General features: G+C 71.0%; 24 protein-coding genes and 2 pseudogenes. 6 read left to right on the top strand and 20 right to left on the bottom strand.

Annotation, left to right across the window (positions count from 1 at the left end):
• Positions 1 to 156: 156 nt before the first annotated feature.
• From frr to O7601_RS13290, 5 genes and pseudogenes are all read right to left on the bottom strand, one after another.
• A complete protein-coding gene (gene frr, locus O7601_RS13310; RefSeq protein ID WP_093402027.1) occupies positions 157 to 714 on the bottom strand; it encodes a ribosome recycling factor in 558 nt (185 codons plus the stop codon).
• Between the two features lie 81 nt (positions 715 to 795).
• Positions 796 to 1563: a UMP kinase gene (gene pyrH, locus O7601_RS13305; RefSeq protein ID WP_093401681.1), complete on the bottom strand. Its 768-nt coding sequence runs from the start codon at positions 1561 to 1563 to the stop codon at positions 796 to 798.
• A gap of 155 nt (positions 1564 to 1718) precedes the next feature.
• Positions 1719 to 2546, bottom strand: a complete 828-nt coding sequence (gene tsf, locus O7601_RS13300) for a translation elongation factor Ts (protein WP_281566456.1) — start codon at positions 2544 to 2546, stop codon at positions 1719 to 1721.
• A 133-nt stretch (positions 2547 to 2679) separates the two neighbouring features.
• A complete protein-coding gene (gene rpsB / locus O7601_RS13295) occupies positions 2680 to 3552 on the bottom strand; it encodes a 30S ribosomal protein S2 (RefSeq protein ID WP_281566455.1) in 873 nt (290 codons plus the stop codon).
• Between the two features lie 228 nt (positions 3553 to 3780).
• Positions 3781 to 4750, bottom strand: a pseudogene (locus O7601_RS13290) (hypothetical protein).
• Positions 4751 to 4894: 144 nt separating this feature from the next.
• Between O7601_RS13290 and O7601_RS13285 the strand changes: the two are divergent.
• The 6 genes from O7601_RS13285 (at position 4895) to O7601_RS13260 (ending at position 10670) form a co-directional block, all read left to right on the top strand.
• Complete coding sequence (locus O7601_RS13285; RefSeq protein ID WP_281566453.1) at positions 4895 to 5257, top strand: YraN family protein; 363 nt, start codon at positions 4895 to 4897, stop codon at positions 5255 to 5257.
• The gene (locus tag O7601_RS13280) at positions 5254 to 5418 is read left to right on the top strand and encodes a hypothetical protein (RefSeq protein ID WP_281566452.1); all 165 of its coding nucleotides are present in this window, start codon (positions 5254 to 5256) and stop codon (positions 5416 to 5418) included. The genes O7601_RS13285 and O7601_RS13280 overlap by 4 nt, the downstream gene beginning before the upstream one ends.
• Positions 5415 to 6932 (top strand): YifB family Mg chelatase-like AAA ATPase, encoded by a 1518-nt coding sequence (locus O7601_RS13275; protein WP_281566451.1) that lies wholly within the window; start codon positions 5415 to 5417, stop codon positions 6930 to 6932. Before O7601_RS13280 ends, O7601_RS13275 begins: the two co-directional genes overlap by 4 nt.
• Positions 6929 to 8197 (top strand): DNA-processing protein DprA, encoded by a 1269-nt coding sequence (locus O7601_RS13270; protein WP_281566450.1) that lies wholly within the window; start codon positions 6929 to 6931, stop codon positions 8195 to 8197. Before O7601_RS13275 ends, O7601_RS13270 begins: the two co-directional genes overlap by 4 nt.
• A gap of 113 nt (positions 8198 to 8310) precedes the next feature.
• On the top strand, positions 8311 to 9312 hold the full coding sequence (locus O7601_RS13265; protein WP_281566904.1) for a tyrosine recombinase XerC: 1002 nt from the start codon (positions 8311 to 8313) through the stop codon (positions 9310 to 9312).
• A 176-nt stretch (positions 9313 to 9488) separates the two neighbouring features.
• Entirely contained in the window at positions 9489 to 10670 is a 1182-nt protein-coding gene (locus O7601_RS13260; protein ID WP_281566449.1) for an aminotransferase class V-fold PLP-dependent enzyme, read from the top strand.
• Here the strand turns inward: O7601_RS13260 and O7601_RS13255 are convergent.
• The 15 genes and pseudogenes from O7601_RS13255 to ffh all read right to left on the bottom strand — a co-directional run bounded on the left by O7601_RS13255 (position 10558) and on the right by ffh (position 22873).
• Complete coding sequence (locus tag O7601_RS13255) at positions 10558 to 11244, bottom strand: M23 family metallopeptidase (RefSeq protein ID WP_281566448.1); 687 nt, start codon at positions 11242 to 11244, stop codon at positions 10558 to 10560. The two genes, O7601_RS13260 and O7601_RS13255, sit on opposite strands and share 113 nt — an antisense overlap.
• Before the next feature lie 242 nt (positions 11245 to 11486).
• A complete protein-coding gene (locus O7601_RS13250) occupies positions 11487 to 11810 on the bottom strand; it encodes a DUF2469 domain-containing protein (protein WP_007075222.1) in 324 nt (107 codons plus the stop codon).
• The gene (locus tag O7601_RS13245; RefSeq protein ID WP_281566447.1) at positions 11807 to 12619 is read right to left on the bottom strand and encodes a ribonuclease HII; all 813 of its coding nucleotides are present in this window, start codon (positions 12617 to 12619) and stop codon (positions 11807 to 11809) included. The genes O7601_RS13250 and O7601_RS13245 overlap by 4 nt, the downstream gene beginning before the upstream one ends.
• Positions 12613 to 13101, bottom strand: coding sequence for an NUDIX domain-containing protein (locus O7601_RS13240; protein ID WP_281566446.1), 489 nt, complete (start codon positions 13099 to 13101; stop codon positions 12613 to 12615). Before O7601_RS13240 ends, O7601_RS13245 begins: the two co-directional genes overlap by 7 nt.
• A gap of 89 nt (positions 13102 to 13190) precedes the next feature.
• Complete coding sequence (gene lepB, locus O7601_RS13235; protein ID WP_281566445.1) at positions 13191 to 13826, bottom strand: signal peptidase I; 636 nt, start codon at positions 13824 to 13826, stop codon at positions 13191 to 13193.
• Positions 13827 to 13835: 9 nt separating this feature from the next.
• Positions 13836 to 14704, bottom strand: a pseudogene (lepB, locus tag O7601_RS13230) (signal peptidase I).
• 185 nt (positions 14705 to 14889) lie between these two features.
• Positions 14890 to 15246 (bottom strand): 50S ribosomal protein L19, encoded by a 357-nt coding sequence (gene rplS / locus O7601_RS13225; protein ID WP_093401691.1) that lies wholly within the window; start codon positions 15244 to 15246, stop codon positions 14890 to 14892.
• A 145-nt stretch (positions 15247 to 15391) separates the two neighbouring features.
• Positions 15392 to 16165, bottom strand: coding sequence for a tRNA (guanosine(37)-N1)-methyltransferase TrmD (trmD, locus tag O7601_RS13220; protein ID WP_281566444.1), 774 nt, complete (start codon positions 16163 to 16165; stop codon positions 15392 to 15394).
• Positions 16166 to 16180: 15 nt separating this feature from the next.
• Positions 16181 to 16735: a ribosome maturation factor RimM gene (gene rimM, locus O7601_RS13215; protein ID WP_281566903.1), complete on the bottom strand. Its 555-nt coding sequence runs from the start codon at positions 16733 to 16735 to the stop codon at positions 16181 to 16183.
• A gap of 2 nt (positions 16736 to 16737) precedes the next feature.
• Positions 16738 to 16971 carry an RNA-binding protein gene (locus O7601_RS13210; RefSeq protein WP_013732101.1) on the bottom strand — a complete coding sequence of 78 codons (234 nt, stop codon included), beginning with the start codon at positions 16969 to 16971 and terminating at the stop codon, positions 16738 to 16740.
• Position 16972: 1 nt separating this feature from the next.
• On the bottom strand, positions 16973 to 17434 hold the full coding sequence (rpsP, locus tag O7601_RS13205) for a 30S ribosomal protein S16 (RefSeq protein ID WP_210940945.1): 462 nt from the start codon (positions 17432 to 17434) through the stop codon (positions 16973 to 16975).
• Between the two features lie 249 nt (positions 17435 to 17683).
• Positions 17684 to 18331, bottom strand: a complete 648-nt coding sequence (locus tag O7601_RS13200) for a DUF402 domain-containing protein (protein ID WP_281566443.1) — start codon at positions 18329 to 18331, stop codon at positions 17684 to 17686.
• A gap of 136 nt (positions 18332 to 18467) precedes the next feature.
• Positions 18468 to 19874: a proline--tRNA ligase gene (proS, locus tag O7601_RS13195; protein ID WP_281566442.1), complete on the bottom strand. Its 1407-nt coding sequence runs from the start codon at positions 19872 to 19874 to the stop codon at positions 18468 to 18470.
• 172 nt (positions 19875 to 20046) lie between these two features.
• Positions 20047 to 21126 (bottom strand): amidohydrolase family protein, encoded by a 1080-nt coding sequence (locus O7601_RS13190; RefSeq protein ID WP_281566441.1) that lies wholly within the window; start codon positions 21124 to 21126, stop codon positions 20047 to 20049.
• A gap of 187 nt (positions 21127 to 21313) precedes the next feature.
• Positions 21314 to 22873 (bottom strand): signal recognition particle protein, encoded by a 1560-nt coding sequence (gene ffh / locus O7601_RS13185; protein WP_281566440.1) that lies wholly within the window; start codon positions 22871 to 22873, stop codon positions 21314 to 21316.
• Between the last annotated feature and the right edge of the window lie 169 nt (positions 22874 to 23042).

The raw sequence follows: 23042 nt of genomic DNA, 5'->3' as shown, positions 1-23042 counted from the left end.
GTCGGGTCACCGGGAATCGTGCCGAGCCTACTGCACCCGCCCGCCCGACAGGACGTACCGGTGTCCGTCCCCACCTCCTTGATCATGAAGTTGTCACCACGCCACGCCGGTGACGAGGACAACAACTTCATGATCAAGGAGGGGGTGACCTCGGCGTCAGACTTCCAGGAGTTCGGACTCCTTGTGCTTGACCAACTCGTCGACGTGCGACACGTAGCGCTGGGTCAGGTCGTCCAGTTCCTTCTCCGCGCGACGGCCCTCGTCCTCGCCGACCTCGCCGTCCTTGACGAGCCGGTCCAGTTCTTCCTTGCCCTTGCGGCGGATGTTGCGGATGGCGACCTTCGCCTCCTCACCCTTGTGCCGGGCCACCTTGATCATGTCGCGACGGCGTTCCTCGGTCATCTGCGGGAGCAGGATGCGCAGCTGGTTGCCCTCGTTGTTCGGGTTGACCCCGAGGTCCGAGTCGCGGATCGCCTTCTCCATCGCATTGATCTGCGAGTTGTCGTACGGCTTGATGATGGCCATCCGCGGCTCGGGGACGGCCACCGACGCCATCTGCGTCAGCGGGGTCGGGCTGCCGTAGTAGTCGATGATGACCTTGGAGAACATGGCTGGAGTCGCGCGACCGGTGCGGATGGCGCCGAACTCCTCCTTGGCGTGCTCGACCGCACGCTCCATCTTCTCCTCGGCCTCGAGGAGGGTGTCGTCGATCACCGGTCTCCTCGCCTCCTTCTTGTGCTCGTCGTGGGCTTGTCGGGTCACCGGGGACCGCCGCAATCGCCGTCGGCGGTCGGCTCAGGTGGTGATCAGCGTGCCGATCTTGTCGCCACCCACGGCCCGGACGATGGTGTCGTCGCCCTGCGCGCCGAAGACCAGCATCGGCAGGCCGTTCTCCATGCAGAGGCTGAAGGCGGCCGCGTCGGCGACCCGGAGGTTGCGACGCAGCACCTCGGAGAAGGTGATCGAGTCGAACTTGCTGGCGGTCGGATCGATCCGGGGATCGGCCGTGTATACGCCGTCCACGCCGTTCTTGCTCATCAGCACGACGTCCGCGTGGATCTCCAGCGCGCGCTGGGCGGCCACCGTGTCGGTGGAGAAGTACGGCATGCCCGCACCGGCGCCGAAGATGACCACGCGGCCCTTCTCCAGGTGCCGGATCGCCCGCAGCGGGATGTACGGCTCGGCCACCTGGGCCATCGTGATGGCGCTCTGCACCCGGGTCTCGATGCCCTCCTTCTCCAGGAAGTCCTGGAGGGCCAGGCAGTTCATCACCGTGCCGAGCATGCCCATGTAGTCCGCCCGGGCGCGGTCCATGCCCCGCTTCTGCAACTCGGCGCCCCGGAAGAAGTTGCCGCCGCCGACCACCACGGAGACCTGCACACCTCGGCGTACCACGGTGGCGATCTGCCGCGCGATGGCCTGCACGACATCCGGGTCGACGCCGATGGCGCCCCCACCGAACACCTCACCGGACAGCTTGAGCACCACCCGCCGGGCCCGGCCGGGCGGTGGTGCCGTCGGATCGTCCGCCGCCAACGTCCGGTCACTCACAACCTGCGTCATCCGCCCGTCCTTCCCCCACTGGCGCGCTCAGGTGCGCGTACCTGCCGCTGCCGACCTTATGGGACGAGGAGGCCGCGGTGTGTATCGCATACACCGGCGGCCTCCTCGTCTTGTCGTTGCTCCCAGCCCACGGGCGCGGTGCGCCCCGAGCCGGCTCAGGCCTGGCCGACCTCGAACCGCACGAAGCCGGTGACCTCGATGCCGGCCTCGGCCAGCACCTGCTTCACCGTCTTCTTGTTGTCGGTCACCGAGGACTGCTCCAGCAGGACGAAGTCCTTGAAGAAGGAGTTGACCCGACCCTCGACGATCTTCGGCAGCGCGGCCTCGGGCTTGTTCTCCTCGCGCGCGGTCTGCTCGGCGATGCGCCGCTCGGACTCGACGACCTCGGCCGGCACCTCGTCCCGGGTGAGGTACTGCGGCCGCATCGCGGCGATCTGCATCGCCGCACCGCGCGCGTCGGCGTCGCCCGCCTCGTCGGCCTTGCCGGTGTACTGCACCAGCACGCCCACCGCCGGCGGCAGGTCCTGCGCCTTACGGTGCAGGTAGACCGCGACGGTGCCGTCGAGCTTGGCGAAGCGGTTGAGCACCAACTTCTCGCCGATCTTGGCGGACTGCTCCTGGACCAGGTCGGCGACCGTACGGCCGTCGATCTCGGTGGCGAGCAGCTCCTCGGCGTTGCTGACGCCGGCGCGCTCGCCGTGCTCCACGAGCTGCTGCGCCAGGGCGATGAAGCTGTCGTTCTTGGCGACGAAGTCGGTCTCGCAGTTGAGTTCGAGCAGCGCCTTGCCGGAGTGCGCGACCAGACCGTTCGCGGCGGTCCGGCCGGCCCGCTTGCCGACGTCCTTGGCGCCCTTGACGCGCAGGATCTCGACGGCCTTGTCGAAGTCGCCCTCGGCCTCGGTCAGGGCCTTCTTGCTGTCCATCATGCCGGCGCCGGTCAGGTCGCGGAGCTTCTTGACGTCCGCGGCGGTGATCTGGGACATGGCTCTCTCTTCGGTGTTGAGACTGCGTGGAATGGTCTGAGGTGACAATTACCCGGTTCCGAGAGGTTCGTGCCCGGTCTACCCGCCGCCGGTCACCGCCGGTGGAACGGACGGTGACCGGACGGCGGTACGGTCACTGGCCGGAGACGGCGGCCGGCTGCTCGGCCGCGGGCTGCTCGGCGGCCGGCTGCTCAGCGGCCGGCTGCTGCTCGTCGGCCTTCTTCGGCTCCTCAAGCAGCTCGCGCTCCCACTCGGCGAGCGGCTCGTCGGTGGCGACACCCGCCTCCGGCTTCTCGTCGCCGCCCCGGCGACGACCGGAGCGGGCGATCAGGCCATCGGCCACGGCGGCGGCGACGACCTTGGTCAGCAGCTCGGCCGAGCGGATCGCGTCGTCGTTACCCGGGATCGGGAAGTCGACCTCGTCCGGGTCGCAGTTGGTGTCGAGCACGGCGATCACCGGGATGCCCAGCTTGCGGGCCTCGTCGACGGCGATGTGCTCCTTCTTGGTGTCGACCACCCAGACCGCGGCCGGGAGTTTCTGCATGTCCCGCAGACCGCCCAGGGTGCGGGTCAGCTTGATCTTCTCGCGGGAGAGCTGCAGGGTCTCCTTCTTGGTGTAGCCGGCGGCGGTGCCGCTGAGGTCACCGAGGGCCTCCAGCTCCTTCATCCGCTGCAGCCGCTTGTACACCGTCTGGAAGTTGGTCAGCATGCCGCCGAGCCAGCGGTGGTTGACGTACGGCTGGCCGACGCGGGTCGCCTGCTCGGCGATCGCCTCCTGCGCCTGCTTCTTCGTGCCGACGAAGAGAATGCTGCCGCCCTCAGCCACCGTGTTGCGCACGAAGTCGTACGCCTTCTCGATGTAGTCGAGGGTCTGACGCAGGTCGATGATGTAGATGCCGTTACGCTCGGTGAAGATGAAGCGCTTCATCTTCGGGTTCCAGCGCCGGGTCTGGTGCCCGAAGTGAACACCACTTTCCAGCAGCTGACGCATCGTCACGACGGCCATGATTCGTACTCCTAGCGATCCCTGGTTGTCTCGCCCGGCCGGCGGCCGGGCGTCCTGGTGCCCGGTCGTCGACCATGGTGGGCCCGACCGAGGTCGGGACCAGGGAGGCCGCCGCCACACGACGACTCGTGAGGAGGGCACGCGAGGTCGACCGCACGAGGCGGTCGCCGGTTGACCAGTGTACGCGCCCTCCCGACCGCTCCACCTCCGGGTGCGGCGAGGCGCCGGTCAACCAGCGGCGATCGCGGCCACCAGGAAGAGCGCCAGGCCAACCGTCAGGTATGCGGTCGGCGGTCGCAGCCACCCTCGCGCGCCGTCGCTCAACGAGAACCCGGTGGTCCGCAGCCCGTAAAGACCGGCCGCGAAGATCGGCAGCCCGCAGACCAGGAACGTCCCCGCCAGCACGTCCCCGGCGGCAACCGGGTCCACGGTCGCGCCGTGCAGCAGCACCCGCAGCGCGGGCAGCTCGAAGATCACGACCAGCACGGCGAAGAGCACCGCGAGCACCGGACGTCGTGTCCGGTAGACGCCGTCCCCGGCCGGTGCCCCCGGCTGGACGCCACCCACCGGGTGACCAGGTGTCGGGTGCCCCGCCGCCGGGTGGCCCATCATCGGGTGACCGGCCGTCGGGTGACCGGTCACGGCGTCGGCGGGGCCGGACGGAGCCTCGCCCGACGGCGGCTCCGTCCGGGGTGCCACCGACGGCACCGGCCCGGTCGGCTGCTCCAACGGGTTGGTCACCTCGGGCCCGCGCTTGGCCTCGACGATCGGGTATCCGGCCAGCGCGGCGCGGGTCGGCTCCGTCGACACCGGTGCCCCGCCGCTGGTCGGGACCACCTCGCGGGCGGCACGCCGGCCGGAGCGATCGACCGGCAGTTCACCGGAGACGTCCGGTTCCATCGGTTCCGCCCGGCGGGAACGCGACGCCCGGTAGCGCTCAGTCTCCGCCACCACATCACCGAGCGGGTCCGTCAGGGCACCACGTCGCGGAGAGCCGTACCGGTCGTCGTCGTCACCGCGCTGCTCGGGCACCGCGCGCGACTCGTCGCCGGGATAGTGCCCCTCTCCCGCCGGACGCCACTGCGGGTCGGCGTAGCCACGGTCATGATCGCCTGGATACCAGCGCGACTCCTGGTCGTCGAAACTGCGTCGTCCGTCCACGCCGGGCACCGTATTCGACCAGCGGTTCGTGCGCCATTCGACCCGGCGGCTGACCAGCACACAAAGGCCGCTATAGCACATCTAGGACATGATCGTCCGTTCGTCCACACCACCCTCGGCTGTCCACAGGCCAGCGCGGCGGGGTCGCTGCGAGACCCGGTACGGGAGCAGGGTGCCGCTCATGACCAAGCGGAATCAGGCGATCGGCGGGTACGGGGAACGCTGCGCCGTCCGGCACCTGATCGAAGCGGGACTACGCCCGGTTGCCCGCAACTGGCGCTGCCGCGCCGGAGAGATCGACATCATCGCCTGGGACGGGCCGGTGCTCGCCTTCTGCGAGGTGAAGACCCGACGCACCGCCACCTTTGGCAGCCCCGCCGAGGCGGTGGTGCCCCGCAAGGCCCGCCGACTGCGGGGGCTCGCGGCCGCCTGGCTCGCCGCCACCGGCACCACCGCCGACGAGGTCCGTTTCGACGTCATCTCGGTGCTGCTGCCCCGCCTCGGCCGGGCACACGTCGAGCACGTCAAGGACGCCTTCCGATGAGCGAGCGCAGCGAGCGAATCAGCCGGCACAGCGTGTTGGAGCCTCATCGGGACGCCGAGCGAAGCGAGGTGGCGCGGATGAGTGAGCGCAGCGAGCGAATCATTCGACGCAGGGCGGTGGTGCCTCATCGGGACGCCGAGCGAAGCGAGGTGGCGCGATGAGCTACGCCCGGGTGCTCTGCGTCGGTCTGGTCGGGGTGACCGGGCAGTTGGTGGAGGTGGAGGTGGATCTCGCTGCCGGCCTGCCGGGAGTGGTGATCTCCGGGCTACCCGACACCGCCCTGCACGAGGCGCGCGACCGGGTTCGAGCAGCGGTGGTCAACTCCGGCCAACGATGGCCGAACCGCCGGATCACGCTCAACCTGCTGCCGGCCACCCTGCCCAAATTCGGTTCGACGTTCGACCTGGCGATCGCGGTGGCGCTGCTCGGTGGCTCCGGCGAGCTTCCGCTGTTACCGCTGGACGGCGTGGCGGTCCTCGGGGAATTGGGCCTGGACGGCACCGTGCGGCCGGTCCGGGGCGTACTGCCGATGGTCGCCGCGGCGGCGAAGGCCGGCGTCCGACGGGTGATCGTCCCGGTGGACAACACCGCCGAGGCGGCGGTCGTCCCCGGGCTGCTGGTACGCGGCGTGGACACCCTGCACCGGCTGGTCGCCTTCGTTCGCGACGGCACGCCGCTGATCGAGCCGCCGGTCGACGCTCCACCGCCGGCCGCGCCCGGTCCCGACCTGGCCGAGGTCGCCGGGCAGGGTCTGGGCCGCCGCGCGCTGGAGGTCGCCGCCGCTGGCGGCCACCACCTGGCACTGATCGGGCCGCCGGGAGCGGGCAAGACGATGCTGGCCGAGCGCCTGCCGTCGATTCTGCCGGAACTGGACGACGAGGCCGCACTGGAGGTCACCGCGCTGCACTCGATCGCCGGTCTGTTGCCGGCGGGTGGCCGTCTGATCCGGCGCCCACCGTTTCAGGCGCCTCATCACACCGCGACCGTTCCCTCGATCGTCGGTGGCGGTTCAGGGCTCGCCCGGCCCGGTGCGATCTCGCTCGCCCACCGCGGGGTGCTGCTCATGGACGAGGCACCCGAGTTCAGCAAGGCGGCGCTGGAGGCGCTGCGTCAGCCGTTGGAGCACGGCCGGGTGCTGCTGGCCCGCAGTCGGGGCAGCGCCGAGTTCCCGGCCCGCGCCCAGCTGGTCATCGCGGCCAACCCCTGCCCGTGCGCGAACCCGGCCGGCGACGACCGCTGCGAATGTCCCCCGCTGGCCCGCCGCCGTTACCTGGGCCGGCTCTCTGGTCCGCTGCTCGACCGGATCGATCTCCAGGTGCGGCTGCCACCGATGCGCGCCGCCGAGCTGATGGAGACGACCAGTCACGAGTCGTCAGCGGTGGTCGCCGGGCGGGTGGCGGCGGCACGGGCAGCGGCGGCCGGGCGCTGGGCACCGCTGGGTCGGCGGCTCAACGCCGAGATACCGGGACCGGACCTGCGTCGGGCCCCGTGGCGGCTGCCCGGCCCGGTCACCGCCGAGCTGCGGTCCCGGCTCGATTCCGGGTCGCTGTCCGCCCGCGGCTTCGACCGGGTCGTCCGACTCGCCTGGACGATCGCCGACCTCGACGGGCGGGCACGGCCGAACGCGGGAGACGTCGGCGAGGCCATCGCGCTCAGGACGGGAGAGAGCACATGAGCACCCACGAGGAGTTGACCCTGGCGCGGGTGGCGTTGACCTGGCTGGCCGAACCGGGTACACGGTCGGTGCACGGGCTGGTCGACGAGTACGGGCCGGTGGGCGCACTGGACCTGTTGCTGGACGGCGGAGCACCGCAGCAGGCCCTACGCGAGTCCGTGGCGGCGCGCAACCGGGCAGCTGATGCCCGAGTGGTCGCCGCCGAGGCGTTGCACCGTGCCGACCGGCTCGGTGTCCGGGTCGTCATCCCCGGCGACGACGAGTGGCCCGGGACGGTGGAGCACCTGCGCACGCTCCGCCTGACCGACGCCCGTCGCCGGGTGGACGTCGAGACCGCACCGCCGCTCTGCTTCTGGGTACGCGGCTCGTGGCCACTGGCCGAGGCGCTGGACCGGTCCGTGGCGGTGGTGGGATCCCGAGCCGCCACGCCGTACGGCACCCACATCGCCACGGATCTGGGCTACGGCCTGGCCGACCGGGACTGGACCGTGGTCTCCGGCGGCGCGTTCGGCATCGACGCCGCCGCGCACCGTGGGGCGCTGCACGCTGGCGGGCGCACTGTCGCGGTGCTCGCCTGCGGCGTGGACCGCGCCTACCCGATGGGCAACGCGGCGCTGTTCGACCGGATCGCCGACACCGGCCTGCTGGTAAGCGAGTGGCCGCCGGGCGCTGAGCCGCTGCGCCCCCGTTTCCTCATCCGTAACCGGGTGATCGCGGCGGGCACCCGGGGCACCGTGCTGGTGGAGGCGGCGGCTCGCAGCGGCGCGACGCAGACCACCCGGCGGGCCATCGCCCTGCGGCGACCGGCGATGGTGGTGCCGGGCCCGGTCACCTCGGCGATGTCGGTGGGTGCCCACGAGGTGCTTCGGGAGCATCCGGAGGCCCGGCTGGTGACCGGCCTCGCCCAGGTGTTGGAGGAGGTGGGGCGGATCGGCGAGTTGGCCCCGGTGCCGCGTGGGCCCGAACGCCCCACCGACCTGCTCGACGACGACGCCCGCTCGATCGTGGAGGCGATGCCGCGACGCGGCCGCATCGGTGTGGACGCCCTCGCCGCCCGGGCGGGCCTTGCCGTCCGCACGGTGTTGCGCAAACTGCCGCTGTTGGAGGAGTTGACCCTGGTGGTGCGGCGGGAAGACGGATACGCCCTGGTCGCGCCGAGCCAGCGGTCCACCCGGGCCGGCCCCGCCGAGCCGGCGGTCCACCCGGGCGGGCCCGCCGCGCCACCGAGCGGGCCGATGGGCGGTGACGCCCCATTTTCCGCCTGATCGCCGTTCGGTTGAGCGCGCCGCCTGTTCGCACGTCCGAGCATCCCGATCGTAGGCTGGTCCTCGTGGGCAGCAGCAGCGGGCAGCGGCGGGTCGCCAGCAGCACCCGGGCGATGCACGACGCGCTGCCGGCGCCGCTGCGGGACGCGGTGGACGAGTTCGCGGGCTATCTGGCCTCGGTTCGCAACCGCTCGGCACACACCGTGCGGGCGTACGTCGCCGATCTCGTGTCGCTGTTGGATCACGCTGCACGGATGGGCTGCACCGAGGTGGCCGAGCTGAGCCTCGACACGGTACGCAGCTGGCTGGCCCGGCAACGCACGACCGGCGCCGCCCGCACCTCGCTGGCCCGCAGGGCCGCCACCGCCCGGACCTTCAGCGCCTGGGCGCACCGGCAGGGGCTACTGCCCAACGACGTCGCCGCCACGCTGGCCAGCCCTCGACCGCGCCGGACGCTGCCCACGGTGCTTCGTCCCGAGCAGGCCGCGCTGCTCGTCGAGAAACCCGCCCACCATCCGGCCATACCGCCACCCAGCGGGCCGGCATCCGCCAGCGATCCGGCGACCGCCGAAGGCGCACCCGCGGCCACTGCGTCCGACAGCACCACTCAGGCGGTACGGCTACGCGACCGGATGCTGCTCGAACTGCTCTATGGCACCGGGGTACGGGTCAGCGAGGTGTGCGGCATCGACATGGCCGACGTGGACCAGGATCGACGGGTCGTCCGGGTACGCGGTAAGGGTGGGCGGGAGCGGGCGGTGCCGTACGGGCTGCCAGCGCAACGCGCTCTCGATGACTGGCTGCGGCATGGACGACCGGTGCTGGCGGTCCCCGATTCCCGGGATGCGCTGCTGCTCGGTGCCCGCGGTGGCCGGCTGCATCCGACCACGGCTCGCCGGATCGTCGGTGGCCACGCTGAGGCGGCGGGTCTGCCCCGGACGAGTCCGCACGCGCTGCGCCACTCGGCCGCCACCCATCTGCTCGAAGGCGGGGCAGACCTTCGGGCGGTGCAGGAACTGCTGGGGCACTCCTCACTGGCCAGTACCCAGATCTACACACATGTCTCGGTGGAACGGCTCCGGGCCGCCTACCGTCAGGCCCACCCGCGCGCCTGACAGCCCGCCCCGCACGCAGGCGGACCGAACGAGACCGCCCGAGCGAGGGGCGCCAAGCGGCAGCGGCAGCGGCAGCGGCAGCGGCAGCGGCAGCGGCAGCGGCACACCGTCCCGCGGCGACGCCGCCACCGCAAGCTCTCACCAGGCGCGTCGAGGCCGACGGCTACGATGATCAGGTGAGCGTCCCGCCGCCGCCCGAGCCGATCACGGGCGCCCGTCTGCTCTTCTCCCTCGACCCGGCGGTCAGTCATCTCAACCACGGCTCGTTCGGGGCGGTCCCGATCGTGGCGCAGCGGGCCCAGCAACGGCTGCGTGACGAGATGGAGGCCGACCCACTGCGCTTCTTCACGCAGGGCCTGGTCGACCGGATCGCGCACACCCGTCGGCATCTGGCGGGATTCCTCGGCTCCGATCCCGACGGCACCGCCCTCACCACGAACGCCACCACCGGTGCCGCCGTGGTGCTCCAGTCCCTCGGGCTGCGGCCTGGGGACGAGGTGCTGACCACCGACCACGGATACGGTGCCGTCGAATACTCCATCCGTCGGGAGTGCCGTCGCACCGGGGCCACGCACCGGGTCCTGCGGGTGCCGCTGACCGCCACCGACGAAGAGGTGGTGCGGATCGTGCGGGTCGGGCTGCGGCCGGGCCGTACCCGCCTGTTGGTGGTCGACCAGCTCACCTCGGCCACGGCTCGGCTGTTTCCGGCCGCCGCGATCGTCGGGGTCGCCGGAGAGCACGGCGTGCCGGTGCTTGTCGACGCCGCGCACGCTCCGGGCATGCTGCCGTCGACGGTGAGCAGCATCGGCGCCGATTTCTGGGTGGGCAACCTGCACAAGTGGGGGTACGCGCCGCGCGGCACCGCCGTGCTCGTGGTGGCAGCCCCGTGGCGGGACCGGATCGAGCCGCTGGTGGTCTCCTGGGAACAGGACTCGGGGTTCCCGGCCCGCCTGGAGTGGCAGGCCACCTCGGACTACACGTCCTGGTTGAGCGCGCCGGCGGGTCTCTACACGCTGCGCAGTCTCGGCGTCGACCGGGTGCGTGCGCACAACGCCGGACTGGCCGCGTACGGGCAACGGGTGGTGGGGGACGCGCTCGGCGTGCCACCGGCCGACCTGCCCGACCCGGGTGGACCGACGGTAGCCATGCGGCTTGTTCCGTTAACGGCGGGCCTCGCCACGGCCCTGGACGGTGCCCGGGCGTTGCAGACCCGGATCGCCGAGCGACTCGCCACCCAGGTCGCGGTCACGACCTGGAACGGCCGCGGCTGGCTGCGCCTGTGCGGCCAGGTCTACAACGCGCCCGAGGAGTACGAGCGACTGGCGGTCGGACTGCCCGGTCTGCTCGCCCAGCGTTGAGCGGACGCACCCCGCCGACAGTGAGGTCACCGACGGGCAGCAGTCGGACTCGCCCGAGGCCGAGCAGGGCCAACGGGTCGAGATAGTCGTCTCCCTGGCGCAGTCCCCAGTGCAGGCACGCGGCGGCGGGACACCCGGCGTGCCCGGGCAGCAGCGTGCCCAGAGGTGCCCCGGCCGGCACCGTCATGCCTGCCGTGACGGCCGGTTGGACCGGTTCGTAGGTGGTCCGTAGGCCGTCCGGATGGCCGACGGTGACCACCGGCCGGTTGGCGACCATGCCGGCGAACAGGATCGTGCCGGCGCCGGCCGCCCGGATCGTGCTGGCGGAAGGGGCGAGCAGATCGACTCCCCGATGACCGGCCAGCCACGGCCGGGGCGGCGGGTCGAACCGGCGAACCGGCCGTGGCACGCCGTCGACCGGCCAGCGGAACGGCCCGGTGGCACCAGTGCCCGCCTGGGGTGTGGCTGGGAAGAACGATCTCTCGTTCGGCAGGGCCACTCCGCCCGCCGATCCGGATGGTGTCAGCAGCAGAAGCGTCGTGAGTCCGCCAAGTATCGGCATCCGTGGTCGCATACCGTCGAGCCTGGCGGGGTCCTTCGACCCTTGCCGCCCCAGACAGTAGACCTGTGGATGACCGGACATCCTGTGGACAGTCCACGCACGAGCTGATGATCTGCTATGAGCGGCCGTCGGGCATCGACCATCGGTAGGAACACAATGGACGGAGAATGCGGTCGATCATGGCGGGTGGGGGTCCGCCGTCGCCGCACTCAGCCGGTAAGCGGCTCAGCCGCCGCGCTCAGCCGGTACGCGGCTCAGCCGCCGAAGCCGGAGTCGGCGGGCAGGGAGATGTCCGGCTTCTCCAACTCCTCGACGTTCACGTCCTTGAACGTCATCACGCGGACATTCTTCACGAACCGGGCGGGCCGGTACATGTCCCAGACCCAGGCATCGTGCATCTCGACCTCGAAGTAGACCTCGCCGTCGGAGTTGCGGACGTGCAGGTCCACCTGGTTGGCCAGGTAGAACCGGCGCTCTGTCTCGACCACGTAGGAGAACTGACGGACGATGTCGCGGTACTCCCGGTAGAGCTGGAGCTCCATCTCGGTCTCGTACTTCTCGAGATCTTCCGCGCTCATCGCACTCCGCCTTCCATGACCACATCTTCCCCCACCGGCGCCGGAGGCCGAGGCTGCTCGCCCAACGCCACGCCGACGGTACCCCCTGCCGCGCCCGAGCGCTCCATCGGCTCTTCCCGGCTTGCGCCCAACGGTCGCCGCGAGCGGGGTGGCCGGTCGTCGAGCCCGGAGACGGCGGCCACGTTCACGTACGAGAAACGGTGTTCCCGGCACGGCCCGCGCTCGCGCAGCGCGGCGGTGTGCTCGGCGGTGATGTACCCCTTGTGCTCGGCGAACCCGTAGCCGGGATGCTCGGCGTCCAGATCGACCATGATCCTGTCCCGGGTGACTTTCGCCAGCACGCTCGCCGCCGCCACGCAGGCGGCCACCCGGTCACCCTTCCACACCGCGAGCCCGGGGACACCCAGTCCGTCGACGCCGAACCCGTCGGTCAACACGTACTCCGGCCGGACCGTCAGCGAGGCCAACGACCGGCGCATCGCGGCCAGATTGCACACGTGCAGCCCTCGGGCGTCGACCTCGTCGGCCGGGATGACCACCACCGCGTACGCCAGCGCGCGCTCGACGACCTCGTCGTGGATCCGCTCCCGGCTGGTCGGGGTCAGCAGCTTGGAATCGGCCAGCCCGTCGATCTCCCCCCGCCGGCCCTCCGGCAGCACCACGGCGGCGGCCACCAGTGGCCCCGCGCAGGCACCGCGGCCGGCCTCGTCGGCACCGGCGACGTAGCGGAAACCGCGCCGTTGCAGGGCCCGCTCCAACGCGTAGAGCCCGGCCTCCCGGCGTACCACAGTGCGCGGTGGAGTCAGCATGCCCGTCCCTCGATGACAGCCGTCGTACCGGCCAATACACGGGCCAGCACCTCTGCAAGGTCAAGTGGGTAGCAGCGCTCCCCGGTGCCGCGCAACTCGTCCGCCGACCACCATCGGTGACCGTCGACGCTGCCCCGCTCCAGCTCGCTGAACCCCGCCGTGTCGACCTCGTGCGCCGCCACCCTTACCAGGAAGAACTGCTGCTCCTGCCGGTACCAGACGCCGTCGAAGGAGAACTCGATGAGGTCGGCGTGCACCGGCTGGCCGACATCGGTCACGGTCAGCCGCAGCCCGGTCTCCTCGGCCAACTCGCGGACCGCGCCCTCGGCGTACGTCTCACCCGGGTCCAGTCCCCCACCGGGGGTGAACCACCACCGGCCGCGCTCCGGGCGGGCCGGGTCGGAACCGCGGAACAGCAGCAACCGACCGGCCGCGTCGACCAGCAGGACGCGCGCGGCACACCTCGGGGTGTAGACGGTCACCGCACCAGACTGCCAGACTCCTGCGACGTCGCCCACGCCCCGGCGCAACCGGTGCTGCCCGTCGTCGACGGGCAGCGCACCGGCCCTGGTCAGGACTTCGGAATCGCGTCGAACTCGTCCGGCACCGTCAGGATCCGGGCGCGGTCGAACGGCCAGAAGATGGTGAACGCCCGTCCCACCACGTCGTCCTCGGGGATGGTGGCCGACTGGATGTTCTGCCCCGACTGCTGGTAGTGCTCCAGCGAGTCCCCGGAGGCGGACCGGTGGTCGCCCATGACCCAGAGCCGACCCTCGGGCACCTGCACGTCGAACTCCTGGTCCGCCGGCTTGTCCCGCTGACCGTCGATGGAGAAGATGTACGGCTCGTCCAGCGGTACGCCGTTGATCAGCAGGCGGTCCTGGTCGTCGCAGCAGACCACCCGGTCACCACCGACGCCGATCACCCGCTTGATGAAATCCTCCCCCGCCGGATTGCCACTCCACTCCAGCGGCGCCTTGAAGACGATCACCTCGCCGCGGTGCGGCGAACGGGTGTGGTAGACGAGCTTGTTGACCAGCACCCGATCGTCGATCTTCAGAGTGTTCTCCATGGACGGCGAGGGGATGAAGAAGGTCTGCAGTACGAAGGCACGTACCAGTACCGCGACCAGGATCGCCACCCCGAGGAGGATGGGCAGTTCCTTCCAGAACGAGTGGCGCGGCTTGTCGGTCTGCTCGTCAATCACGGGAGGAGCCTACGTTGCCCGACCGAGCGCCACCGTCCGGAACTCGCGAGAACGGATAGTGCGGCCGTAATCGGGAGGAGCAGGACGACACCTCCGTCGGGGTCGGGGCGTACCGGGGCCGCGCCACCCGCCGTCGGGGGCGGGGCAACGGTGGCGAAGGTCTCCGGGATCGGCAGCGAATGCCACCTGTCGGACGGCCAGACCACCGCGAATGCCCGCCCGACCACGTTGTCGATCGGTACGGTGCCCTGGCAGCGCGCGTCAAGCGAGACCTGCCGGTGGTCGCCGAGGACGAACATGTGACCGGGCGGCACGACGATCTCCTCGAACCGCCGGGAGCGACACTCCTGCGGATTCGGTGCGAGATCCAGTGGCGAGTCCCGCAGCACGTACGCCGACTCGTCCAACGGAGTGCCGTTGACCAGCACCCGCCCCTGGTCGTCACAGCAGCTCACCCGGTCCCCGGGCAGCGCGATGACGCGCTTGATGAAGTCCTTCTCGCCCGGACGACCGACGCCGATCAGGTCACCGATGGTGCGGCCCAGCTTGTCAGCGAAGGTGGTGGGCGGCTGCGCATCCACCTGCGGAACCCACTGGTCGGTGCCCCGGAAGACCACCACCTCGCCCCGCTGCGGGTTCCGGACGTCGTAGACGACCTTGTTGACCACCACCCGGTCCCCGACGAGCAGGGTGTCCTCCATCGAGCCGGAGGGGATGTAGAACGCCTGGAGCAGGAAGCTACGGATCAGCACCGCGAGGCAGAAGGCGACGATGAGCAGCAGCGGCAACTCCTGCCAGAGCGGCATCTGCCGCTTACCGCGCCGGGTGCGCCGACGCCACGGATCGGCCGCGCCGCTGTCGTCAAGCGCCTGTACCACGCTCACTCCCCGGTCCGCAGAAACAACTACCGCCCGGGAACCTCGTCGAGGCTCCCCGGGCGGTAGTGGAGGTCACCCGCCACACAGGAGGCGGGTCACCGCCGCGCTGCGCCCGTACGACCAGGGTAGTGCGGACTGGGCAGTACGGCATACGCGCAGCTCGGGCGGCGTGGCGTAGCGCGATGTCAGCTCGGCTGCTTCTCGCGCAGCTCCTTGATCTTGGCCTTCTTGCCGCGCAGCTCACGCAGGTAGTAGAGCTTGGCCCGGCGGACGTCACCGCGAACCACGACCTCGATCCGGTCGATCGCCGGGCTGTTGATCGGGTAGGTCCGCTCGACGCCGACGCCGAAGCTGAGCTTACGGACGGTGAAGGTCTCGCGCAGCCCGGCGCCCTGGCGACGGATGACGACGCCCTGGAAGATCTGGACCCGGGACCGGGCTCCCTCAACCACCCGGGCGTGCACCTTGACGGTGTCACCGGCACGGAAGTCGGGCAGGTCGGTGCGCTTCGACTGGGCGTCAAGGGCGTCCAGGATGTTCATCGCTGTGTCCTCGTGAGGCTCACGGCGCACCGTCACTCGGCGCGCGGATGGGTGATACTGATCCCCGGGTGGTGGCCGGTGCGAACCGACCCCGGTCGAAGATCCTCGCAGCCGCCCACGGGCGCAGACGACTGCGGCAACCCCCCTACTTTGCCACATCCGATCCGGGCACCTGAAATCCGGCCCGGTCCAACGCCGCCGCGTCCCGTTTGTCCAGGCTCTGCGGGTCCAGGCCGGTGAGCATGTCCGGCCGGCGGCGACCGGTGCGGACCAGCGCCTCGTCGCGACGCCAGCGGGCGATCCGGCCGTGGTCGCCGGAGCGGAGCACCTCCGGCACCAGCAGTCCGCGCCAGCTCGCCGGCTTCGTGTACATCGGTGCCTCCAGCAGCCCGTGCGCGTGGGACTCCTCGGCCAGTGAGCCGGCGTTGCCGAGCACCCCCGGCAGCAGCCGGGTCACCGCCTCCAGGATCACCAGCACCGCCACCTCGCCGCCGAAGAGCACGTAGTCACCGAGGCTCACCTCGGTGACCGGCATCCGCGTCGCGGCGTGGTCGAGGACCCGCTGGTCGATGCCCTCGTACCGGCCGCAGGCGAACAGCAGGCGCGGCTCGTCGGCCAACTCGTGGGCCATCGCCTGGGTGAAGGGCACGCCGGCCGGCGACGGCACCAGCAGCCGCGGCGGGGTCAGCTCCGCTGGTGCCAGGGCATCCAACGCCTCACCCCACGGCTCCGGCCGCATCACCATGCCGGGCCCGCCGCCGTACGGGGTGTCGTCGACGGTGCGATGCACGTCGTGGGTCCAACCCCGCAGATCGTGTACGGCCAACCGCAAGGTGCCGTTGGCCCGCGCCTTGCCGATCAGCGACAGGTCGAGCGGGGCGAAGTACTCCGGGAAGATCGACACGATGTCGACGCGCATCAGGGGCTCCGCCAGCTAGAGATCGAGCAGGCCGCCGGGTGGATTCACCACGACCCGGCCACCGGCGAGATCGACCTCGGGAACGATCGCCTTGACGAACGGGATCAACGCCGTGTGCCCCTCGGGACGCCGCAGCACCAGCAGATCGGAGGCGGGAGCGTGGTCGATCCGGGCCACCTCGCCCAGTCGCTCGCCGGTCGGCGTGACCACCGCCAGCCCGACCAACTGATGATCGTGGAACTCCTCCGGATCCTCCGGCGGGGGGACGTCGGCGCTGTCCACCGCGAGCAGGGTGCCCCGCAGCGCCTCGGCGACGTCGCGGTCCAGCACCCCTTCGAAGGCGACCAGCAGTCGCTCCTGGTGCCGACGCGCGGACTCGACGGTCAACGTGTCGGGCGTCCGGAACAGCACACCGGGAGCGTCCGGTGCGGGCTGGGCGGCTGTCACCCCCGGCACGGTGCTCAACACCATGCCGGGGGCGAAGCGCGTCTCGGGCTCGTCGGTACGCACCTCCACGGTTACCTCACCACGGATGCCGTGCGGCTTACCGATCCTGCCGACGATGAGCAGCATCAGTACGAGTCGACGATGTCGACGCGTACGCCGCGCCCACCGATGGAGCCGATCACCTGACGCAGCGCCTTGGCGGTCCGGCCGGACCGCCCGATCACGGTGCCCAGGTCCTCGGGATGCACCCGGACCTCCAGCCGCTTCCCTCGACGGGAATCGACCATCCGGACGCGTACATCGTCGGGGTGGTCGACGATGCCCTTGACCAGGTGCTCCAACGCCGGCCGCAGCGCCATGTCAGGCCTGCTCGCCGGAGTCCGCGGCGGGCTGCTCCTCGGCCTTCGGGGCCTCCTCGGCCTTCGGCGCCTCGGCGGCCTTGGCGGCCTTCTTCGCCGGCTTGGCAGGGGTGTCGGCCACACCTGCGGCGGCCTTCGCCTCGGCCTCGTAGGCCGCCTTGCGGTCGGCCCGCTCGGCAGCCACCTTCAGCGGAGGCGGGGCCGGCAGGCCCTTGAACTTCTGCCAGTCGCCGGTCAGCTCCAGCAGCCGCTGCACCGCCTCGCTGGGCTGGGCGCCGACGGAGAGCCAGTACTGGACCCGCTCCGACTTGACCTCGATGACCGAAGGGTCCTCCTTCGGCTGGTAGATGCCGACGAACTCGATCGCCCGGCCGTCGCGCTTGGTACGCGAGTCGGCGACGACGATGCGGTACTGCGGGTTGCGGATCTTGCCCATCCGCAGGAGCCGGATCTTTACGGCCACGGTTGTTTCGCTCCTGTTGCGATCTCACCGACCCGGTACGGGTGGTGTGCACGGGTGAGCGCCAACCGGCACAGTGGGGTTGGGCCGGAGACTACTCGGGTGGACTGGCGACGTGCCCGGGTTAGAGGGCGCCGGACGCGCGCCGGATACCAGCCAGCCATTCTGCCAGATCCCGAGCGGAACGCTCACACCGCACCGGCCGGCATCACCCGAGGCGGCACTCATGTGACGAAGGACACACCAAACTCGTCAACGTGCCGGGGGGCGGTCCCAGCCTTCGGGCAGGCGATCGGGAGCGGTCCAGCCCGCCGGCGGGGTGAAGTCACACCAGGTGCCGTCGAACGGAAAGACCCCCGCCTCGGCCAGTGCGATCACTCGTTTGCCCTCGGCCCGCACCGCCGCCTCGTCGGTCACCCAGTAGTGCTCCGGGAAGGCCAGCCGCTCGACGAACTCGTCCTCGTCCTTCCACTCCCAGCTGCGGTCCGGACGGACCCACACATCGAGGTCCTGGTCAATGATGTCCACGCCGGCCAGCCCGCCGTCGTCCCACCGGACGCCCGGCTCCTCCAGGTTGACGTACCAGCCAGCGAAGCGGCCCCGCACGTCGCGGAACCACCAGACGGAATGAGAGGCGCCGACGGGCAGGAACTTCAACAACGGTGGACCGTTCCAGCGGCCCTGCGCCAGCCGGTAGGTCGGGGTCAGCCATTCCCGGAAGGGCACCGCCCGCATGCCCAGCCCGGCCTCGTTGACCTCGCCGGCCACCGGCGTGCCCTCGGCCACCCAGAGCAGCAGCCCTCGCTCGTCGTCGCTGACCACCCGGGCCGGCCGGACCCAGCCGATCCGCCCCCGCCGCACGTTACGGTGCACGACCAACCGCCCCGCCGTAAACCCCACACCCCGACCCTACCCCCACCCCCAGACTCACCGTTGATCATGAGGTTAGCGGCGTGTTCGATCTCTGAAACTGCCAATAACCTCATGATCAACCGAGGTGGGGGTGGGGGTGGGGGTGGGGGTGGGGGTGGGGGGGTTAGTAGGCGCGGGCGAGGATGGTGATGAGGTTGGGTTCGGTCTCGGTGTCGGGGACGGTGCCGTCGGCACGGACCAGGCAGCGAACGGTGACGCCCTGGGCGTTGGCCTTCGCCTCGCCGTCGACGCCGACCGCCGACCACGGGACGCGGGCCCAGCCGGTGGCTGCCGCCTCCAGCGCCTCGTCCAGCGTCGCCACGTCGACCGTGCGCGACTCACGGAAAGCGAGCGCCTGGTCGTGCAGCGCCCGCTGGTCGGCGTCGAGGGCGGCGAGCACCGCACCGACCACGTCCGCCACCGGCGTGGGGGCCTTCGAGCCGTCGGTACGACGGACCACCACCGCGTTGCCGGCGGCCAGATCGCGGGGGCCGACCTCGACGCGTACCGGATAGCCGCGCAGCTCGGCGTCGACGGCCCGGCGGCCGAACGGGGTGTCGGTGCGGTCGTCGAGCGCGACCCGGACACCGGCGTCGCGCAGCGCGTCGCGCAGCTTGGCCGCCGCCTCGGTGACACCGTCGCCGTCCTTGACCACCATGACATACGCCTGGGTCGGTGCCAGCCGTGGCGGCACCCGCAGCCCGTTGTCGTCGCCGTGGCACATGATCAGGCCGCCGAGCATCCGGGTCGAGGTGCCCCAGGATGTCGTCCAGGCGTGCTCCCGGCCGCCCTCGGCCGAGGAGTAGCTGATGTCGAACGCCTTGGCGAAGTTCTGGCCCAGCTCGTGGCTGGTGCCCAGCTGGAGCGCCTTGCCGTCGCCCATCATGCCTTCGCAGGTGTAGGTGGCGGTCGCCCCGGCGAAACGCTCGCGGGCGGTCTTGAGCCCGACCACCACCGGGATGCCGAGCACACTGACCATCAGGTCCTCGTACGCCTCGTGCAGGATCTTGCGGGCGTAGGCGCGGGCGTCGGCCCGGGTGGCGTGCGCGGTGTGCCCCTCCTGCCAGAGGAACTCGCTGGTCCGCAGGAACACCCGGGGGCGCAGCTCCCAGCGGACCACGTTGGCCCATTGGTTGAGCAGCAGCGGCAGGTCCCGGTAGGAGTCGATCCACTTGGCCATGAACTCACCGATTACCGTCTCGCTGGTGGGTCGCACCACCACCGGCTCGGCGAGCTGCTTGCCGCCACCGTGGGTGACCACCGCCAGCTCCGGCGAGAAACCCTCGACGTGCTCGGCCTCGCGCTTGAGGTAGCTCTCCGGGATGAACAGCGGGAAGTACGCATTCTCCGCACCGGCTGCCTTGATCCGGTCGTCCATCTCGGCCTGCATCCGCTCCCAGATGGCATAGCCGGCCGGCCGGATCACCATGGTCCCTCGCACCGGCCCGTTGTCGGCCAGCTTCGCCTTGGCGATCAGATCCTGGTACCAGCGAGGAAAGTCCTCCGCCCGGGGAGTAAGCACGCGCGCCATGACCGCACATCCTATGCGCCCACCGTCCGCCACCCACGCCCAACCCACCCCCACCGCCGAGCCCACACCTCCGCGTTGATCACGGGGTTTGCGTCGCCCGATGGCTCGGAACCCGACGCAAACCTCTTGGCCACCGCGGGCGGGCAGGCGGCACGGCGGAACGGGCGTGGGTTCAGGGGAGGGGGTGGCCGCGGAGGATGAGGTGGGTGGGGGTGCGGAGGGTGGTGAGGTCCTGGCGGGGGTCCTGGGGGTAGATGGCGAGGTCGGCCAGGCCGCCTTCGACCAGGCCGGGAAGGCCGAGCCAGGCGCGGGCCCCCCAGGAGGCGGCGGCGAGCACGTCCAGGGCGGACATGCCGGCCTGCTCGTGCAGCAGGAGCATCTCCTCGACGGCGAGACCGTGGTCGATGCCGCCACCGGCATCGGTACCGACGTAGATCGGCACACCGGCCTCGTACGCGGACCGCACCACCTGCGGGAAGCGGTCGCGCAGGGCGAGCATGTGCTCGGCGTACCCGGGAAACTTCGCCCGGGCCTGGTCGGCGATGTGGCCGAAGGTGCGGATGTTGATCATCGTGGGGATCAGCGCGGTGCCCTGCCGGGCCATCAGGTCGATCAGGTCGAGGCTGAGCCCGGTGCCGTGCTCGACGGAGTCCACCCCGGCCCGCACCATGATCTCCACCGCCGACTCGCTGAACGTGTGCACGGCGGCGCGTGCCCCGGCGGCGTGCGCGGCGGCCACGGCGGCGGTCATCGTGTCGGCGTCCCAGGCCGGTGCCAGGTCACCGACGCCCCGGTCGATCCAGTCCCCGACCAGCTTCACCCAGCCGTTGCCGGCGGTGGCCTGCTCCGCCACGGTGGCGGCCACCTCGGCGGCGCCGACCTCCACACCGATGTCGCGCAGGTACCGCTTGGGCGGTGCCACGTGCCGGCCGGCCCGGACCAGCCGGGGCAGGTCGGGTTCGTCGTCCAGTTCCGGGTACGGGAAGGGCGATCCCGCGTCCCGGAGAGCGAGGACGCCGGCGTCCCGGTCGATCCGCGCCAACGCGCGCGCCTGGTCCAGCGAGGTGATAGGTGCGCCGCCCCGGGCGATGCCGATGTGGCAGTGCGCGTCCACGAGGCCGGGCAGGATGAACCCGCCGTCGGCGACCGTCTCCGCGCCGGGCACCGGTTCGAAGGTGACCCGGTCGCCGACCAGCCACAGGTCGCGTACCTCGTCGTCGGGCAGGAGCACACCGCGCACATGCAGAGCCATGCGCACAGTCCTACCCGATCACTCCCCGTCGCGTGCGAGAAGCCCCGCCCGCCGCGCGGTCAACGCGGGCAGGTCGACGGACACCTTCCACAGTCGCTCGGTGACGAAAAGGGAGGGGCGAGTGGTTGGCGTGCTCGCGGCGGATGGCGACCACGTCGGGCCCGACCACCTGGCGTCACCGACACGCTCAGCGCGGCGGCTTGCCGTCCTTGCCGAACTTGTTGAAGTCGATCTTCGGCAGCTTGAATCCGGGCGGCAGGCCCTGACCGGCGGCCAGGTCGTCGGGGTTCATCCCCGGGGGCAGCTGCGGCATCCCGCCCGGGAAGCCACCCTGCACGCCCCGGGTGCCGGCGCCGCTGCGCGGCCGGTTGCCACCCTTGGTGCCCTTGCGCTTGTTCTTCGGCGACTTGGTCGCCTTACGCCGCCCGGCACCGGGCAGGCCCATCATGCCGCCCATCTGCTTCATCATCTTCTGTGCGTCGGTGAAGCGGTTGAGCAGCTGGTTGACGTCCATCACGGTGACGCCGGAGCCGTTGGCGATCCGGGCCCGCCGGGAGCCATTGATGATCTTCGGATTGGTGCGCTCGGCCGGGGTCATCGACCGGATGATCGCGGTGATCCGGTCGAAGTGCTTGTCGTCAAGCTCGGCGAGCTGGTCCTTGACCTGCCCCATGCCCGGCATCATGGCCAGCACGTTGGCGATCGGCCCCATCCGGCGTACCGCGATGAGCTGGTCGAGGAAGTCCTCCAGGGTGAACTGCTCGCCGCCCATCAGCTTGGCGGTCATCTTCTCCTTCTGATCGGTGTCGAAGGCCGCCTCGGCCTGCTCGATCAGAGTGAGTACGTCGCCCATGCCGAGGATCCGGCTGGCCATCCGGTCGGGGTGGAAGACGTCGAAGTCCTCCAGCTTCTCGCCGGTGGAGGCGAACAGGATCGGCTGCCCGGTCACCTCGCGGACCGACAGCGCGGCACCACCACGGGCGTCGCCGTCGAGCTTGGAGAGGACCACGCCGGTGATGCCGACGCCGTCGCGGAACGCCTCGGCCGTCCGCACCGCGTCCTGACCGACCATGGCGTCGATGACGAAGACGACCTCGTCCGGGTTGACCGCGTCACGGATGTCGGCGGCCTGCTGCATCATCTCCGCGTCGATGCCGAGCCGGCCGGCGGTGTCGACGATGACGACGTCCCGGGCGGCCCGGCGGGCGTGCTCGATCGAGGACTTCGCCACCTGCACCGGGTCACCGACGCCGTTGCCGGGCTCCGGGGCGTACACCTCGACACCGGCACGGCCACCGAGCACCTGGAGCTGCCCGACGGCGTTGGGACGTTGCAGGTCGGCGGCGACCAGCAGCGGCTGGTGCCCCTGGGCCTTGAGCCAGCGGGCCAGCTTGCCGGCGAGCGTGGTCTTGCCGGAGCCCTGGAGGCCGGCCAGCATGATCACCGTCGGCGGCTGCTTGGCGAACTGGAGCCGCCGCCCCTCGCCGCCCAGCACGGCGATCAGTTCCTCGTTGACGATCTTGACGATCTGCTGGGCCGGGTTGAGCGCCTGGGATACCTCCGCGCTGCGCGCCCGCTCCTTGACGTTCGCGATGAAGCCCTTGACCACCGGCAGCGCGACGTCCGCCTCCAGCAGCGCGAGACGGATCTCGCGCGCGGTGGCGTCGATGTCGGCGTCGGTGAGACGTCCCTTGCCGCGGAGCTTGGTGAAGATCCCGGAGAGGCGGTCACTCAAGGTGTCAAACACGCGAACATCCCGTTTGTCAGTGTTCCGATGAGCACGAACGAGGCCGGGTGAGCTGTCCGACCACCGCTAGGGTAGCCCGCCACCCACATACCCGCTCCCGCCCGCCCGGCTCCTGCGGGAGCCCGGGCGCCGCGATCTGTGGCAGTTCGGGTGTCCGACACGCCGATCA

Source organism: Verrucosispora sp. WMMD573 (genome assembly GCF_027497175.1).
Lineage (GTDB): Bacteria > Actinomycetota > Actinomycetes > Mycobacteriales > Micromonosporaceae > Micromonospora.
Note: the sequence above shows the minus strand (reverse complement) of the source record. Positions and strands in the feature narration are given on the sequence as shown.

Excerpts from the sequence above, each read along its gene's own strand:
- O7601_RS13275 (WP_281566451.1), top strand. The coding sequence starts at position 5,415 with ATGAGCTACGCCCGGGTGCTCTGCGTCGGTCTGGTCGGGGTGACCGGG.
- O7601_RS13250 (WP_007075222.1), bottom strand. The coding sequence starts at position 11,810 with ATGAGCGCGGAAGATCTCGAGAAGTACGAGACCGAGATGGAGCTCCAG.
- O7601_RS13270 (WP_281566450.1), top strand. The coding sequence starts at position 6,929 with ATGAGCACCCACGAGGAGTTGACCCTGGCGCGGGTGGCGTTGACCTGG.
- O7601_RS13210 (WP_013732101.1), bottom strand. The coding sequence starts at position 16,971 with ATGGCGCTGCGGCCGGCGTTGGAGCACCTGGTCAAGGGCATCGTCGAC.
- pyrH (WP_093401681.1), bottom strand. The coding sequence starts at position 1,563 with ATGACGCAGGTTGTGAGTGACCGGACGTTGGCGGCGGACGATCCGACG.
- O7601_RS13245 (WP_281566447.1), bottom strand. The coding sequence starts at position 12,619 with ATGCTGACTCCACCGCGCACTGTGGTACGCCGGGAGGCCGGGCTCTAC.
- trmD (WP_281566444.1), bottom strand. The coding sequence starts at position 16,165 with ATGCGCGTCGACATCGTGTCGATCTTCCCGGAGTACTTCGCCCCGCTC.
- O7601_RS13285 (WP_281566453.1), top strand. The coding sequence starts at position 4,895 with ATGACCAAGCGGAATCAGGCGATCGGCGGGTACGGGGAACGCTGCGCC.
- O7601_RS13265 (WP_281566904.1), top strand. The coding sequence starts at position 8,311 with ATGCACGACGCGCTGCCGGCGCCGCTGCGGGACGCGGTGGACGAGTTC.
- proS (WP_281566442.1), bottom strand. The coding sequence starts at position 19,874 with ATGGCGCGCGTGCTTACTCCCCGGGCGGAGGACTTTCCTCGCTGGTAC.
- tsf (WP_281566456.1), bottom strand. The coding sequence starts at position 2,546 with ATGTCCCAGATCACCGCCGCGGACGTCAAGAAGCTCCGCGACCTGACC.
- rplS (WP_093401691.1), bottom strand. The coding sequence starts at position 15,246 with ATGAACATCCTGGACGCCCTTGACGCCCAGTCGAAGCGCACCGACCTG.
- O7601_RS13190 (WP_281566441.1), bottom strand. The coding sequence starts at position 21,126 with ATGGCTCTGCATGTGCGCGGTGTGCTCCTGCCCGACGACGAGGTACGC.
- O7601_RS13255 (WP_281566448.1), bottom strand. The coding sequence starts at position 11,244 with ATGCGACCACGGATGCCGATACTTGGCGGACTCACGACGCTTCTGCTG.
- O7601_RS13280 (WP_281566452.1), top strand. The coding sequence starts at position 5,254 with ATGAGCGAGCGCAGCGAGCGAATCAGCCGGCACAGCGTGTTGGAGCCT.
- rpsB (WP_281566455.1), bottom strand. The coding sequence starts at position 3,552 with ATGGCCGTCGTGACGATGCGTCAGCTGCTGGAAAGTGGTGTTCACTTC.